Source organism: Saccharibacillus deserti (assembly GCF_013618475.1).
Taxonomy (GTDB): domain Bacteria; phylum Bacillota; class Bacilli; order Paenibacillales; family Paenibacillaceae; genus Saccharibacillus; species Saccharibacillus deserti.
In genome coordinates, this window is record NZ_JABJVN010000002.1 from 512,267 (window position 1) to 528,820 (window position 16,554).

The 16,554-nt window shown below is 56.5% G+C and carries 13 protein-coding genes; 12 read left to right on the top strand and 1 reads right to left on the bottom strand.

The window, feature by feature from the left end:
* Positions 1-66: 66 nt before the first annotated feature.
* The 12 genes from HOP44_RS08320 (at position 67) to HOP44_RS08375 (ending at position 15,724) form a co-directional block, all read left to right on the top strand.
* Positions 67-1,401, top strand: coding sequence for a DRTGG domain-containing protein (locus HOP44_RS08320; protein ID WP_172252331.1), 1,335 nt, complete (start codon positions 67-69; stop codon positions 1,399-1,401).
* A gap of 68 nt (positions 1,402-1,469) precedes the next feature.
* Positions 1,470-5,042 (top strand): DNA polymerase III subunit alpha, encoded by a 3,573-nt coding sequence (locus HOP44_RS08325; protein ID WP_172252333.1) that lies wholly within the window; start codon positions 1,470-1,472, stop codon positions 5,040-5,042.
* Positions 5,043-5,252: 210 nt separating this feature from the next.
* Entirely contained in the window at positions 5,253-5,441 is a 189-nt protein-coding gene (locus HOP44_RS08330; protein ID WP_172252335.1) for a glutamate decarboxylase, read from the top strand.
* Between the two features lie 101 nt (positions 5,442-5,542).
* The gene (accD, locus tag HOP44_RS08335) at positions 5,543-6,436 is read left to right on the top strand and encodes an acetyl-CoA carboxylase, carboxyltransferase subunit beta (RefSeq protein ID WP_172252337.1); all 894 of its coding nucleotides are present in this window, start codon (positions 5,543-5,545) and stop codon (positions 6,434-6,436) included.
* Between the two features lie 4 nt (positions 6,437-6,440).
* Complete coding sequence (locus HOP44_RS08340) at positions 6,441-7,415, top strand: acetyl-CoA carboxylase carboxyltransferase subunit alpha (RefSeq protein ID WP_172252339.1); 975 nt, start codon at positions 6,441-6,443, stop codon at positions 7,413-7,415.
* A gap of 366 nt (positions 7,416-7,781) precedes the next feature.
* Entirely contained in the window at positions 7,782-9,200 is a 1,419-nt protein-coding gene (gene pyk, locus HOP44_RS08345; protein WP_172252341.1) for a pyruvate kinase, read from the top strand.
* Positions 9,201-9,576: 376 nt separating this feature from the next.
* Positions 9,577-10,128: an acyl-CoA thioesterase gene (locus HOP44_RS08350; RefSeq protein WP_172252343.1), complete on the top strand. Its 552-nt coding sequence runs from the start codon at positions 9,577-9,579 to the stop codon at positions 10,126-10,128.
* Complete coding sequence (locus HOP44_RS08355; RefSeq protein WP_172252345.1) at positions 10,118-10,513, top strand: FxsA family protein; 396 nt, start codon at positions 10,118-10,120, stop codon at positions 10,511-10,513. The genes HOP44_RS08350 and HOP44_RS08355 overlap by 11 nt, the downstream gene beginning before the upstream one ends.
* Before the next feature lie 407 nt (positions 10,514-10,920).
* Entirely contained in the window at positions 10,921-12,033 is a 1,113-nt protein-coding gene (gene citZ, locus HOP44_RS08360) for a citrate synthase (RefSeq protein WP_172252347.1), read from the top strand.
* 184 nt (positions 12,034-12,217) lie between these two features.
* Complete coding sequence (gene icd / locus HOP44_RS08365; RefSeq protein ID WP_172252349.1) at positions 12,218-13,516, top strand: NADP-dependent isocitrate dehydrogenase; 1,299 nt, start codon at positions 12,218-12,220, stop codon at positions 13,514-13,516.
* A gap of 123 nt (positions 13,517-13,639) precedes the next feature.
* Positions 13,640-14,593 (top strand): malate dehydrogenase, encoded by a 954-nt coding sequence (gene mdh / locus HOP44_RS08370; protein ID WP_172252351.1) that lies wholly within the window; start codon positions 13,640-13,642, stop codon positions 14,591-14,593.
* Positions 14,594-14,842: 249 nt separating this feature from the next.
* The gene (locus HOP44_RS08375) at positions 14,843-15,724 is read left to right on the top strand and encodes an SDR family oxidoreductase (RefSeq protein ID WP_172252353.1); all 882 of its coding nucleotides are present in this window, start codon (positions 14,843-14,845) and stop codon (positions 15,722-15,724) included.
* Between the two features lie 198 nt (positions 15,725-15,922).
* On the opposite strand, the gene yfbR is transcribed toward HOP44_RS08375, so the two are convergent.
* Positions 15,923-16,549, bottom strand: a complete 627-nt coding sequence (yfbR, locus tag HOP44_RS08380; RefSeq protein ID WP_172253011.1) for a 5'-deoxynucleotidase — start codon at positions 16,547-16,549, stop codon at positions 15,923-15,925.
* Positions 16,550-16,554 lie beyond the last annotated feature (5 nt).

Consider the following 16,554-nt stretch of genomic DNA (forward strand, 5'->3'; position numbering starts at 1 on the left):
AATACCGATATTTGTGCTATAATATAGGTACAGTCTAATACAGATTTCTGGAGAGGAGTACAACAGTTGGAAGGGCATGAGCAAACCGTGACGAAACACGAACAACTGCTGCAGCATATCGAGCAGCTCAAGGTCGGCACCAAGATCTCGGTCCGTAAGCTGGCCAAAGAAATGGGAGTCAGCGAAGGGACTGCCTATCGGGCCGTCAAAGAAGCGGAAACGCTCGGCATCGTGATTACCAAAGAACGGATCGGCACCGTTCGCGTCGAGAAAAAACCGCGCAATATCACGGACCAGCTGACCTTTGCGGATGTGGTCGATATTGTGGAAGGGCATGTGCTGGGCGGTGTCGAAGGGCTGTCCATCACGCTGAACAAATACGTGATCGGCGCTATGAAAGTGGATGCAATGGCCCGTTATATCGATATGGGAAGCCTATTGATCGTCGGCAACCGGGAAAATGCGCATTCGCTTGCCATCGAGCACGGGGCGGGCGTCCTGATTACCGGCGGATTCGGAACGAGCCGCGAAGTCAAAAGCCTGGCCGACCGTCTCGGTCTGCCGATCATCTCTTCGCGGCACGATACGTTTACGGTCGCCTCGATGATCAACCGGGCGATCTTTGACCGTCTGATCAAAAAGAAGATTATGCTGGTGGAAGATTTGGTGGGTCTGAAATCCAAACCGTATTCGCTGAAAGCGACCAGTACGGCGGAAGATTTCCGGCGCGTGGCGGAGCGGACCGGCGAGAACAGCTTCCCCGTGACCGACGAATGGAACCGGGTTCTCGGTATCGTGAGCCGAAAAGACATCGAGAGCGTAGAAACGGGACATACGATCGAACGGGCGATGGTACGCAGTCCGGTAACGGCAGGCATGCTGACCTCCCTGGCTTCGGCAGCGCAGATCATGACCTGGGAAGGCATCGATTTTCTGCCGGTCGTCGACCGCAACCGCAAGCTGGCCGGGGTATTGACGCGGCGGGAAGTGCTTCAGGCCATGCGCGATGCGCGCGAGCAGAGCAGCCTCGGCGAGACGTTCGACCATCTGATCTGGAACGGATTTGCGGAGGAGCGGGACGCTGACGGCCGACTCTTTTTCCATGGATTCATTACGCCGCAGATGGCGACGGACCTCGGCACGATCTCGGAAGGGATCATGATTTCGGTCATGATTCAGGCCGCGCTGCGTATGGCCAAGGATCACAGCGGCAACGATTATGTCGTAGACAATATGAGCACGTATTTTATCCGCCCTGTCCAGATTGAAGATGCCGTATCGGTCATGCCGATCGTTCTGGAAGTCGGCCGCCGGATCTGCCGTTTGGAAATCGCGATTTCGCACGAAGAACAGACGGTAGCCAAAGCGATGATGACGCTGCATTCGATCGAGAACGGCTGAACGACACAAACTCAACCCAAATATAAAGCCCAAACGGCGACAACGAACGGAAAAGGGGGAACGCCCGCATGAACGATTTTGTCCATCTGCATGTGCACAGCGAATACAGCCTGCTCGACGGAGCGGCGAGGATCAAGGAACTGGTGGGCCGCGCGGCCGAGCTTGGCATGAAGTCGCTCGCGCTGACCGACCACGGCGTCATGTACGGCGCCATTCCCTTTTACAAAGCCTGCCGGGCCGCCGGGATCAAGCCGATCATCGGTTTCGAGGCTTACTATACGTCGGCCTCGCGGCATGAACGGGCCAGCCGCAAAGAACAGCCGATCTACCACCTGCTTCTCCTGGCCAAAAACGAGACGGGTTATCGCAACCTGATGAAGATCTGCTCGGCCGGCCATCTGGAAGGCTTCCACTATAAACCGAGAATCGACCGGGAAGTGCTGAAGCGCTACAGCGAAGGGATCGTCTGTACAAGCGCATGTATCGGCGGCGAGATTCCGCAGCATTTCCTGAACGGGCGTCCCGAAGAGGCCAAAGCGGCGGCACTGCGCTACAAAGAAATTTTCGGGGAAAACTTCTATATCGAGCTGCAGGATCACGGATTGGCCGAACAGAAAAAAGTCAATCCGATGCTGGTCGCGCTGGCCCAAGAAATCGGCGTGGAGCTGATTGCGACCAACGATTCGCATTATCTGTCCGAACCGGATGCCGAGATCCAAGACGTTCTGATCTGTATCGGTACCGGCAAAACGATGGAAGACGAAGAACGGTTCCGTATTCCGACGCGCCAGCTCTATCTCAAGACCGGCGAAGAAATGGCGCGGCTGTTCCCGCATCTGCCGCAGGCGCTGGCCAACACGGCGAAGATTGCGGAGGAATGCGAGCTGGAGATCGAACTCGGCCGCTCGATCCTGCCGGAATACCAGCCGCTGCCGGAAAGCAAATCGCCGCAGCAGTATTTGATCGATCTGTGCAAGGAAGGCCTGGAGCGCCGTTACGCGCATCTGCCGGGCTGGGAAGACGCCGGTCATCGGAGCAAACTGGACGAACGGTTGGAGTACGAGCTTGGCGTCATCGGGACGATGGGGTTCTCCGATTATTTCCTCATCGTCTGGGACTTTATCCGTTACGCGCATGAGCAGGGCATCGTCACGGGCCCGGGCCGGGGCTCGTCGGCGGGCAGTCTTGTGGCGTATACGCTGAACATTACCGACGTCGATCCGATCAAATACAATCTCCTGTTCGAACGGTTCCTGAACCCGGCGCGGATCACGATGCCCGATATCGATATCGATTTCAGCGACGAACGCCGCGACGAAGTCATCGCCTATGTAACCGACAAATACGGGTCGGACCGTGTGGCTCAAATTATCACGTTCGGTACGCTGGCCGCCCGCGCCGCCGTGCGCGACGTGGGACGCGTGCTGGCGCTGCCGTACGGCGAAGTCGACAAAACGGCCAAACTGATTCCGGTACAGGTCGGCATGACGATCGACCGTGCCCTGGCCCAGAACGCGGCGCTGCGGGAGCGCCTCGAAGCTTCGCCCGACGCGAAGCGGCTGATCGAGACGGCGCGGCGGGTCGAAGGCATGCCGCGTCACGCTTCGACGCATGCCGCCGGCGTCGTTATCGCGCGGGGACCGCTGACGGATTATGTCCCGCTGCAGGAAGGCGGGGAGAAGACGGCGCTGACCCAGTATCCGATGGAGAGTCTGGAATCGGTCGGACTGCTCAAGATGGATTTCCTGGGGCTGCGCACGCTGTCGATCATCGAACGCTGCCAGAAATGGATTGCGGAGCGTACCGGAGCGGCCGTCGATTTCAAAGCCGTGTCCGAAAACGATCCCGGCACGTACGAACTGCTCGGCCGCGGCGATACGACCGGAGTATTCCAGCTCGAGTCGCCGGGCATCCGCCGGGTGATGAAAGAAATGAAGCCTTCGGTCATCGAAGACATTATCTCGGTCGTGGCACTGTACCGTCCGGGCCCGATGGAATTCATTTCGAATTATATCCAGGTCAAGCACGGCCTGGTCCGGGCGGATTATCCGCACGAAGACCTCAAGCCGATCCTCGAAGACACGCACGGCATTATCGTGTATCAGGAGCAGATCATGCAGATCGCTTCGACGATGGCGGGATTCTCGCTCGGCGAAGCGGATCTGCTGCGCCGGGCCGTGTCCAAGAAAAAGCGCGAGACGCTGGATGAAGAGCGCGGCCACTTCGTGCGCGGCAGCCTCGGGCAGGATTACAGCGAAGAAGACGCCAATAAAGTCTACGACATGATCGTGCGCTTCGCCGATTACGGCTTCCCGCGTGCCCACGCCGCCGCCTACGGCGTGCTGGCGTTCCAGACCGCATACCTCAAGGCGCATTATCCGGTCGAGTTCATGGCGTCGATGCTCGCCGCCGTGACCGGCAACCACCGCAAGGTGGCCGAATACGTCGTCGAGACGCGCCGGATGAATATTCCGGTTCTTCCGCCCGACGTGAACAAGAGCGGCATGCTGTTCACGCCTTCCGACGAAGACGGCAAGGCAAGTCTGCGCTTCGGACTTGCCGCGATCAAGAACGTCGGCACGAATGCGATCCGCAACGTGATGGACGAACGCGCGGAGCGGCCGTTCGACAGCCTGCTCGACTTCTGCCGCCGCGTCGATCCGAAGACCTGCAACCGGCGCGTGATCGAAGCGCTGATCCAGGCGGGAGCGTTCGATTCGCTGCCGGGTCACCGGGCGCAGCTGCTCGCCATGCTGGACGAAGCGCTCGACGCCGCCGCCAAATGGCGCAAAGAGCGCGAAGATTTCCAGATCCAGATGTTCGATTTCGTGGAGACGCCGAACTGGGAGATCGAATACCCCGACGTACGCGATTACACATCGTCGGAACAGCTCGATCTGGAGCGCGAGCTGCTAGGCTTGTATTTGTCCGGCCATCCGCTGGACGATTACGAACCGCTGCTCGGCGAGCCCGGCGTGCAGAAGCTGATGGAACTCGGCGAGGCGCCGGACGAGAGTCACACGGTAACCGCCGGTATGGTCGTCAGCTTGAAGACGATCACAACCAAGCAGGGCAAGGCGATGGCTTTCGCGGAGATCGAAGACCAGATCGAGCGCTGCGAACTCGTGATGTTTCCCGAAGTGTGGAAACGAAGCCAGGAAGTCATGCAGCCGGGCGCGCTGCTTGCACTGCGGGCGAAAGTCCAGCAGCAGGATGAAGGCTTCAAGCTGCTCGCGGACACCGTTCTGCCGCTCGGCGAAGAAGCCGTGCGCAGTCTGCTGGCCCGCGGCGAATCGCGCGGCGGCGGCCCGACCCGCCCGGCCCGATCTTCCCGCAGCGGCCCGAAGGCTTCTGCCGGAAACGCCGCAGCACCTGCGCCCGGAGGTGCAAAGTCCGGCGCCGCCGGCGGTACGCCCCAGCGCGTCTTCGTCAAGATCGCGGCGGACCGCCGCAGTCCCGAGCTGCTCGAGACGCTCAAGACGATGCTGCAGACCCATCCGGGAAAGATGCCGACCTTACTGTTCTACGAAGATACGCAGAAGCTGATGGCATTGAGCGACGCGTACCGGATCGAGCCTTCGCCCGAGCTGTTCGGGGAAATGGAAGAACTGCTCGGTGCCGGAACCGTCCGGGTCAAATAAAGAATCGCACCGTTTCTTTTTCGCTTCGGACCGGGCTTGCGCCTTCCCCATGCGCAGGCCCGGTCTGTGCGTTTTTCTTCCGGCCGCGAGTCTCCGGGCCGGCCGGCCGCCGATTCTGTTGCTAAAAAAAACAGCCTTATGGTATCATTAAGCCATTATGCAGAGGAAACGGGTTCATACGGACAGTCGACAAGGGGGACGTATTCGTTCATGTGGACGGTGATCTATATCGCCTCTACCGCCAGGTTGGCGGAGAAGCTTGAGAGCAGGCTTACCGAAGAAGGATTTCTCGTCAAAATCCGTCCCGTCAACATGTCCAAACAGCAGTTCGAGATTCTGGTTCCTTCCGGCGAACTCGAGGAAGTCCAGGAGGTGCTGAATCATATTCTGCACCCTTGACCCGGCCCGACCCGGCCGGGCTCGAAGCGAGAGAGCAGTGCGGTTTGTCAGATCGAACTTCAAGGCGAGGCCCGCCAAATAACGGCTGAAGAGGTGTAGTGGTGTTCAAGGATTTATTTCAGAAAAAAAGAAAGTACGCGACCCTTCCTCCCGATCGCAGCGCCGGAAGCGGCGATGCGGAAACGCAGCAGCGCCCCAAGCGGGAGATCCCGGAAGGGCTCATGAATAAATGCAGCAAGTGCGGAGCGATTCAATACAGCAAGGAACTCGAGAAGAACCTGAAAGTATGTACATCCTGCGGCCACCACATGCGTCTGAACGCGGTGGAACGTATTGCGATGACTTTGGACGAAGGCAGCTTCGTCGAACACGACGGCGATGTGGTGTCGATCGATCCGCTGCATTTTCCGGGATACGCGGGTAAATTGGCGGAGCAGAAGCTGAAGTCCGGGCTGAATGAAGCGGTCGTGACCGGAGAAGGTGCGATCAACGGCCAGCCGGTTGCGGTAGCCGTCATGAGTTTCGACTTTTTCAGCGGGAGTATGGGATCGGCCGTCGGCGAGAAGATCACACGGATCATCGAGCATGCGGGCGAATACGGCCTGCCGCTGATCATTTTCTCGACTTCGGGCGGAGCGCGGATGCAGGAGAGCATTCTCAGTCTGATGCAGATGGCGAAGACCAGCGCGGCTTTGGGGCAGTTCGCGGAAAAAGGCGGATTGTATCTGTCGGTGATTACCGATCCGACGATGGGCGGAGTATCGGCCAGTTTCGCCATGCTCGGAGACATCATTATTGCCGAGCCGAGCACGACCTTCGGTTTTGCCGGACGGCTCGTGATCGAGCAGACCATCCGCCAGAAACTGCCGGACGATTTCCAGACGGCGGAATTCAATATGCAGCACGGACAGCTCGATTTGGTCGTGCACCGCAAAGAAATGAAAACGATGCTGGGCAAACTGATCGGCATGCACAGTAAAAAGGAGGAGCTCTAGACGAATGGCGGGAGAATTAGCGTTTGAGCAGCCTCTGGTAGAGCTGCGCAAGAAGATCGACGAGCTCAAACAGTTCGGACAGGAAAAAGGAATCGATTTCGGCGACGAAATTTCCCGCCTGGAAGAACGTTATGCCGAGCTGCAGCAGGATATTTATACGAATGTCACCCCGGCGCAAAAAATGCACCTGGCGCGCCATCACCAGCGTCCGACCACGCTCGATTTGATTCCGTACGTATTCAGCGATTTCGTCGAACTGCACGGCGACCGCATGTACGGCGACGATATGGCGATTGTAGGCGGTATCGCGCGTTTCGGCGGCCGTCCGGTTACGGTCATCGGCCACCAGCGCGGCAAAGACACCAAAGACAATATCGCCCGTTTCTTCGGCAGTCCCCATCCGGAAGGCTACCGCAAAGCACAGCGCCTGATGAAGCAGGCCGAGAAGTTCGGCCGTCCGGTCGTGACTTTTATCGATACAAAAGGCGCTTATCCCGGCAATACGGCGGAGGAACGCGGGCAATCGGAAGCGATCGCCCGCAGCATGATGGATATGGCCATGCTCAAAGTTCCCGTCATCTGCATCGTGATCGGAGAAGGCGGAAGCGGCGGAGCGATAGCGGTCGGCGTAGGCAACCGCGTGCTGATGCTGGAAAATGCCATCTATTCGGTTATTTCTCCGAACGGAGCCGCTTCGATTCTGTGGAAAGACGCTTCCAAAGCCGACCAGGCGGCGGAAGCGATGAAGATCACCGCACCCGATCTGCTGGATTTCAAGGTGATCGAAGAAGTGATTCCCGAACCGAGAGGCGGCGCACACCGCGACTATGAAGCGACGGGACTTGCGATCCGCGAAGCACTGGAACGCCATCTGGACGAGATCGGCCAACTGGATGCCCAAACGCTGATTGCCCAGCGGTATGAGAAATTCCGCCGGATGGGGCAGTATGCGTCCGGACCGGCTTTACCGAACTCTTGAGCAGTTTTTACCTTAAAAACCTATACAAAACCGTGAATTTAGTGTAGATTTAATTGTTGGTGAGGATTTTATAACTATCCGAAAAACCGACTTCCACACGCGGATTACAGAGGTCGGAGCACCGCAAACCGGCCTCTTTTTGTGCGGTGACGCGGAAGGGTGCGCATGTATTTCCTTTTTGGAACATGCTAGTACCTTGTCAACACTAAAGGTAAGGTTACGCTCCCCTGAATCGCACCTAAAGCGTGTGCGTTTCAGGAAAACGTAAACCTCGGATGAAGAGTTGAAAGGGTACTAGTCGACAGAGAAAGCCTCCATCGAGAGGCCAAGCAGAGATCACAGAGATCAAAAAACGGAGGAACCCAAATGCGTAAAACAAAAATCGTATGTACAATCGGTCCGGCAAGTGAGTCGCTGGAGAACACAAAAAAACTGATCATGGCGGGCATGAACGTCGCTCGAATGAACTTCTCCCACGGTGATTTCGAAGAGCACGGCAACCGCGTTAAAAATATTCGTCAAGCCTGCCAGGAGCTCGGCAAGAGCGTTGCCCTGCTGCTGGACACCAAAGGTCCGGAGATCCGTACCGGCAAAATCGCAGTCGAGCCGCTCGACCTGGTCGAAGACGAGTTCATCACGCTGACGACCGAAGAAATCGCCGGCGACAAAAACCGCCTGTCCGTTTCTTACGTCGATCTCCCGAAAGACGTATCGGTCGGCTCCACGATCCTGATCGATGACGGCCTGATCGGTCTGACCGTTACCGAAGTCGAAGGCACGGAAATCAAGTGCCGCATCGTCAACGGCGGACAAATCAAAAGCCGCAAAGGCGTAAACGTACCGGGCGTAAGCATCTCGCTGCCGGGCATTACGGAGAAGGACACCAACGATATCGTTTTCGGTATCGAGCAGGGTGTAGACTTCATCGCCGCCTCGTTCGTACGCAAAGCAAGCGACGTTCTGGAAATTCGCGAACTGCTGAAAAAGCACAACGCCGAGCATATCCAGATCATCTCCAAGATCGAAAACCAGGAAGGCGTCGACAACCTTGACGAAATCCTTGAAGTTTCCGACGGTCTGATGGTTGCCCGCGGCGATCTCGGCGTGGAAATCCCTGCCGAAGAAGTACCGCTGGTACAAAAGCAAATGATCGAGAAGTGCAACCGTGCCGGCAAACCGGTTATCACGGCTACGCAAATGCTCGATTCGATGCAGCGCAACCCGCGTCCGACACGCGCCGAAGCGAGTGACGTGGCAAACGCGATCCTCGACGGTACAGATGCGATCATGCTGTCCGGCGAAACGGCTGCCGGCAAATATCCGACAGAATCGGTACTGACGATGGCCCGTATCGCGGAAAAAGCGGAGTCCGCCATGGCTAACCGCGAGATTCTGAAGAAACAAAGCGAAGCGCAGCAGAAATCCGTAACCGAGTCGATCAGCCAATCGGTCGCCCACGCGGCATGGAACCTGGACGTCAAAGCGATCGTGACTTCGACCCAATCGGGTACGACGGCTCGCATGATCTCCAAATACCGTCCGATCGCTCCGATCATCGCGGTAACGACGCAGGAACAGACGCTTCGTCGTCTGGCTCTGGCATGGGGCGTTATCCCGGTCAAAGGCGAAGTGGCCGAAACGACCGACGAACTGTTCGAAAGTGCTATCCAGGGCGCCAAAAAGTCCGGTATCGTGCAAGAGGGCGATCTGGTCGTGATCACGGCGGGCGTACCGCTGGGACGTTCCGGTTCGACGAACCTGATCAAAGTCGATCACGTTCACTAGTACCCTTTCAACTCTTAATCCGAGGTTTACGTTTTCCTGAAATAACAATTCCGTCGGAGACTTCGTACACGCTTCAGGTACGAAATCTCAGGGGAGCGTAACCTTACCTTTAGCGTTGACAAGGGCCTGGGCTAGGCCGTACCCGCAGTTCCCTTTTTTGATAAAAGCCGCCTTCCGGCCGTTTGGTCCGTCGCTTTATTCGACGTTCCAAGCCGCCGTACGGGCGGCTTTTTGTTTTGCCAAGGCAGCGACGCGGGACATAGGCCCGGGTTGGCAATCGGGTCCTCTTTTCGTATACAATGAATAGACAAGGCTTAAGGCGGAGGACGAAAGATTCACTTTTCGGCTTCTGTCCGATAACAAGGAGTGGAAAGGCATGAGCAGAAGCAATCCGGGAACGAAAAGTTCCGACTCACCAAGCCGCTGGTTTCGAACGGGCTTGAATGTACGCTACCAGGAAACCGACAAAATGGCGGTCGTTTATCACGCCAATTATTTGAACTGGTTTGAAATTGCGCGGACCGAGATGATCCGCACGATCGGGTTGTCCTACCGGGAGATCGAGGAGCAGGGAATCTATCTGCCTGTGCTCGAAGTTCGCTCCCGCTTCGTCAGCCCGGCGCGGTACGACGACCGAATCTGGGTCTACGCGCGCATCCGCGGATTTTCGCCGCTGCGTCTGGAGTACGAATACGAAGTCCGCCGCTGCGAAGATCCGGCGGCGTGGAGCGTCGAAGCGGCCAAGTTCGGCCCGGAAGAAGACCGTCCCGGCACGCTGCTGAATACGGGAGAGACCGATCATGTCTGGCTCAGCTCCGAATGGAAGCCGGTTCGCTTGAACAAAGCCGCTCCGGATATCTACGGACGAATCGGCAGTTGGCTTTCCACGGATACGAGTATACAAGGAGGAGACCCCCATGAAAAATAGAATGGCTATCCTGTTCATTCTGGCCGTCATCCTCGAAGCGGCCGTGTTCGCCTGGCTGATCGAATATTTCGGCTTTTTCAAGACTTTCGTTCTGGTTCTGGCCACGACGGTAATCGGGATTGCGATGGTACAGTTCGAAGGCAGAAAAGCGATGAACGATCTCAAAGCTCTTGCCGAGAGCGGTCAGCCGCCCGGCCGCAAACTGGTCGACGGCGTCTGCATTATGGCCGGAGGCGCCCTGCTGATCGCACCGGGATTTCTTACCGACCTGATCGGTTTTACCCTGGTCTTTCCGCTGACTCGCCCGCTTTATCACCGGGCCGCCATGCGCTGGATCGAGAAACGGATGAAAAAAGGCGGCGGCATTACCTTTTACCGGCGTTGATTACAGACTTCCTTTCCAAGCCGTTCGCCTTAGGCGAACGGTTTTTGACATTTTACCGAACTTGCAAACGCTTGCTCACTCCTGTAACATATATCACTGTAAGGGGTTTCAAATGTATTTTATCGCCCTGATAAAACAATTTGATTCCTCAGCGATTCATAGAAATGTTCAAAAAAATGACAAAATCCGGTATGATGGCTAAGAGTGAGGTTACATGTCTTGTTGTTTTCGACAAGATATCGAGACCGGGACCCAAACGTTTGTAAGTCGCTAAAAACGGTTACAAATGTCTGGGATGTGTTCCAAACCCGAAGGCCTGCCAAAGTCTGCGGGTTGCAAACACATCGTGTGCTCCCGAGAATTACCGCCTGCATTTATCCGTTCCATTTTAAAAGGAGTGATGTACGATGACAGCGACTAAAGGTCTGGAAGGCATTGTAGCCGCAACTTCTTCGATCAGTTCGATCGTGGACGGCGTGCTTACATATCGGGGGTACAACATCGACGATCTGGCTGAAAACGCTTCGTTCGACGAAGTGGCCTACCTGCTATGGCACGGTGCGCTTCCGAATGAGGAACAGTTGGCGAAATTGAGAAGCAATCTGCAGCAGTATTCGGCCGTTCCGGCGCAGCTGATCGAGCAGATGAAGTTGTATCCAAAAGATATGAACATGATGGCTGCGCTGAGAACCGCCGTATCGGGTCTTGCCCTGTACGATGCTTCGGCGGACGAAATGACCCGTGAATCGAATCTGACCAAAGCGGAGCGCCTGCAGGCGCAGCTGCCGACCCTGGTTGCCGCATTGGCCCGGATCGCCGAAGGTCAGGAGCCGATCGCGCCGAAGGAAGGCCTGGGACTTACCGAGAACTTCCTTTATATGATGAGCGGCGAGCTGCCGGAACAGACAGCCATCGAAGCTTTGGACAAAGCGCTTGTGCTGCACGCCGACCACGAGCTGAATGCTTCGACATTCGCTTCCCGGGTTACCGTGGCGACACTGTCGGATATTTATTCCGGGGTGACGTCGGCTATCGGCGCACTCAAAGGTCCTCTGCACGGCGGAGCGAACGAAGCCGTCATGCGGATGCTGGAAGAAATCGGTTCCCTCGAAAAAGTGGAGCCTTACGTTCAAGACAAGCTGGACAACAAAGTCAAGATCATGGGCTTCGGCCACCGTGTCTACAAGAACGGCGATCCGCGCGCGAAACACCTGATGGAGATGTCGCGCCGCTTGGGCGAGGCCAAAGGCGATTCGTCGCTGTACGAGATGTCGATCAAGATCGAAGAACTGGTGACTTCGCAAAAAGGCCTGAAACCGAATGTCGACTTCTATTCGGCTTCCGTGTACACGCTGCTGGGCATTTCCCGCAAGCTGTTCACTCCGATCTTCGCGATCAGCCGGGTATCCGGATGGACCGCGCATATTCTCGAGCAGTACGAAGACAACCGTCTGATCCGTCCGCGTGCCGAGTATGTCGGCGAGCTGGATCTGACGTACGTGCCGATCGCGCAGCGTTAAACGATTTTTGTCGGGTACCGCCCGGAAGCTTTATAAGCCACGGGCGGTTTTTTTCGGCAAAAGATTCACGTTTTGTTCAAAATTTATCCGTCATAAGCTACAATAGAAGAGATTGCGGGCGCAGGTTGTCCTTATACGGCATGCCCCGAAACCGTACCAACACTTCGAAGGAGGAATTCCATTCATGTCTAAATTTGAAAAATTCACTGCACCGACTGAGGGAGAACAAATTCAGATCGAAAACGGTACACTCGTCGTTCCGAATAACCCGGTTATTCCGTTTATCGAAGGCGACGGCACAGGCCGCGACATCTGGAAAGCTTCCAAACGCGTATTTGACGCAGCCGTTGAAAAAGCCTACGGCGGCAGCAAAAAGATCGCCTGGTATGAAGTGTTTGCGGGCGAAAAAGCTTTCAATACATACGGAGAGTGGCTGCCGGCCGATACGCTGACTGCAATCCGTCAATATATCGTAGCGATCAAAGGACCTTTGACGACGCCAATCGGCGGCGGCATCCGTTCGCTTAACGTAGCGCTGCGTCAAGAGCTCGACCTGTACGTCTGCCTGCGTCCGGTTCGTTACTTCACGGGCGTACCTTCGCCGGTTAAGCGTCCCGAGCTGGTCGACATGGTTATTTTCCGCGAGAACACGGAAGATATCTATGCGGGCATCGAGTATCAGGAAGGCACCGAAGAAGTCAAAAAAGTGCTGGAATTCCTGAAAAACGAAATGGGAGTCAACAAGATCCGTTTCCCGGAAACGTCCGGAATCGGTATCAAGCCGGTATCCGAAGAAGGCTCCAAGCGTCTCGTTCGCGCAGCGGTTCAATACGCGATCGACAACAACCGCAAAACGGTTACGCTGGTGCATAAAGGCAACATCATGAAGTTCACCGAAGGCGCCTTCAAGAACTGGGGCTACGAAGTGGCGGAAGCGGAATTCGGCGACAAAGTGTTCACTTGGGCGCAATACGACGAAATCAAAGAAAAAGACGGTACCGATGCGGCAAACGCGGCTCAAAAAGCGGCTGAAGACGCAGGCAAGATCATCGTGAAAGACGCTATCGCGGACATCGCGCTGCAGCAGGTCCTGACCCGTCCGACCGACTTCGACGTTATCGCCACGTTGAACCTCAACGGCGACTACCTGTCCGATGCCCTGGCGGCACAAGTCGGCGGTATCGGTATCGCACCGGGCGCCAACATCAACTATGTCACAGGTCATGCCATCTTCGAAGCGACCCACGGTACGGCTCCGAAGTATGCGGACAAAGACGTGGTCAACCCGGGTTCGGTGATTCTGTCCGGCGTTATGATGCTTGAGCATCTGGGCTGGCAGGAAGCGGCAGACCTGATCTACAAAGGGCTGGAGTCGTCGATCAACAACAAAACGGTTACTTACGATTTTGCCCGTCTGATGGAGGGCGCAACCGAAGTGAAATGTTCGGCGTTTGCCGACGAAGTCATTCGCAATATGCAATAAGAGCCTTACCGCGTACGGGCGGAAAAGGAGCCTGGAACGGCTCTTTTTCCGCCCGTTCTTTTTTTGGCCGCTTTTGGCCGTGGAACCGATTTATCCATTTTCGAAAAGGGAGGCACAACCGCCATGATCCATACACGCAAAAAAATCACGATCGTCGGGGCCGGCTTCACCGGCGCGACGACCGCATTGATGATCGCGCAAAAAGAACTGGGAGACGTCGTGCTGCTCGATATTCCGCAGTTGGAGAATCCGACCAAAGGCAAAGCGCTCGACCTGCTGGAAGCTTCTCCGGTGCAGGGCTTCGATGCGCGCATCACCGGGACGTCCAACTACGACGAAGCGGCGGACTCCGACCTGGTGATCATTACGGCCGGTATTGCACGCAAGCAGGGGATGAGCCGTGACGATTTGGTAAGCACGAATGCGGGGATCGTCCGTTCGGTCTGCGAACAGATTCGCAGGGTCGCTCCGGAAACCACCGTGTTGATTCTGAGCAACCCGGTAGACGCGATGACCTATGCCGCTTATCAGACGCTCGGCTTCCCGAAGAACCGCGTAATCGGACAGTCCGGTGTACTGGACACCGCGCGGTACTGCACCTTTCTCGCCGAAGAATTGAACGTGTCGGTCGAAGACGTACGCGGTTTCGTACTCGGCGGGCACGGTGACGATATGGTACCGCTGGTCCGCTATTCCAGCGTCGGCGGAATTCCGATCGAGTCGCTGATTGCCAAAGAGCGGATTGCCGAGATCGTCCAGCGCACGCGCGTAGGCGGAGGAGAGATCGTCAATCTGCTGGGCAGCGGCAGCGCCTATTATGCGCCGGCCGCTTCGCTTGTCCAGATGGCCGAAGCCGTATTGAAAGACAAGAAGCGGGTGCTGCCCGTTATTGCGCGGCTGGAAGGCGAGTACGGCTACCGGGACCTGTTCCTCGGGGTACCGGCGGTGTTGGGCGGAAACGGCATCGAGAAGATATTCGAGCTCGAATTGACGCCGGAAGAGCAAGCGGCACTCGACAAGTCGGCCGATTCGGTTCGCGGCGTGATTGCGATTGCCGCTTCGGGACTGCCGGAGTAAACAAACGGTCGAGGAGTCTGCCGCAGGGCGGAACCGGCCTCATGTCTAATTTTTGGCGTCCACAGCGGCAGCGGCAGCGGCGGTGTGGACGTCTTTTTGCCGTAGGCCGGCATAACGCGAAAATCCTATTTGAAAATTGGGGATTTGCTCCTTTTTTTGGATTGAACTGTTTGGCCGTTCGTGCGGGGTGGTAAGTATCCAACGGAAGCTAAAGACAGCTCAAGACCTACACGAAAGGAGTTTTCGATAATGCCAACCAACGAACAGCAAGCCAATGAACAGAGACCCAAAAGTCCTCCTGCCCAACAGCTTGACGGACATGGAACGGAATCGGAAATGACGCCGAGACCGGAGTACATTTCTCCCACTTACAAAGCGGCAGGCAAGCTTGAAGGCATGACCGCCGTTATTTCCGGAGGCGACAGCGGCATCGGCCGCGCAGTAGCCGTCCATTATGCGCGCGAAGGCGCCGACGTGGCGGTTCTGTATTTCAGCGAACACGAAGACGCGGAAGAAACGAAGCGTCTGATCGAAGCGGAAGGCAGACAGTGCCTGCTGATTGTAGGCGATTTGGGCGACGAGTCGTTCGCGCAGGAAGCGATCAAGCGGACGATCGACAAGTTCGGCAAACTTGATATCGTCGTCAACAACGCGGCAGAGCAGCATCCTCAAGAATCGCTGATCGATATCACGGCCGATCAGCTGGAGCGGACATTCAGAACGAATATTTTCAGTATGTTCTTCCTGACCAAAGCGGCGCTGCCGCATCTGAAGGCGGGAAGCTCAATCATCAATACGACTTCGATCACGGCTTATCGCGGCAGCCCGGAACTGCTCGATTACTCGTCGACCAAAGGAGCGATCGTCAGCTTTACCCGTTCGCTGTCGATGAGTCTGGCGGAGCAGAAGATTCGGGTTAACGGCGTAGCGCCGGGTCCGATCTGGACACCGCTGATTCCGTCGACTTTCCCGGAAGAAAAAGTCGAATCGTTTGGCGAATCCCAGCCGCTTGGCCGTATGGGACAGCCTTCCGAACTGGCTCCGGCTTACGTATATCTGGCTTCGCCGGATTCTTCCTACGTCAGCGGACAAGTTATCCACGTTAACGGCGGCGAAGTCATCAACGGGTAAAGCCGCAGCGGCAAAAAAAGATTTTTTTCCTGTACGCCTTTGTTTTCCGAGTACGGCAAAAGCCGTTTCACCCCGCGCAGACGCGCCGGGTGAAACGGCTTTTTTTGTTATTTTTTCGGGAATCGATCCTGAATCCTGCCAGGACTGCGGAAGCGGCAGCCGAAAGCGGATACGCCCCGGGAAACGGTCCGGTTGGGTTCAGCGGACTTCAGGACGCTGCGTTTCCTCGCCGAGCTGGGTCGACAACTCGTCGAGCGTCATTTCGAAAGCCGGGGCCAGATGCTTGAGGAAGTATTCCACTTCCGGCATTGCCGACTCGGCCAGCTTTTCTTCGGTCTGCTGCTTGGCTACCGCAAATTCGCGATTGCCGGCGGCAACTTCCCACGCGCACTTGAGATAGGCGTCGATCCGGTCGGCCGCTTTGACATAGGCATGCAGAACTTTGTCTTCTTCATTGGGTTCGGTCGTGCCGATCAGGGAAGCATAGACCGGCTGCAGCGCTTCCGGCGCCATATCGTTCAGACGCTGGGCTCCCATTTGTTCGATCAGACGGAAGTTGGTCAGCAGCGTCTCGTTGTGATGCTTGACGGGGGTCGGAATATCTCCGGTAAACACTTCGGGAGCATCATGGAACAAAGCCAGCGAGGAGGCGCGGTCCGCGTTGAGCGACTTGCCGTACAATTCGTTGCCGATCGTGCACAGCAGATGGGAGAGCAGCGCCACATGATACGAGTGTTCGGCGACGTTCTCGGTCATCGTACTGCGCATCAGGCTCCATCGTTTGATATGTTTAAGACGGTATAAATAAGCGGAGAACGGATAAATGGTCA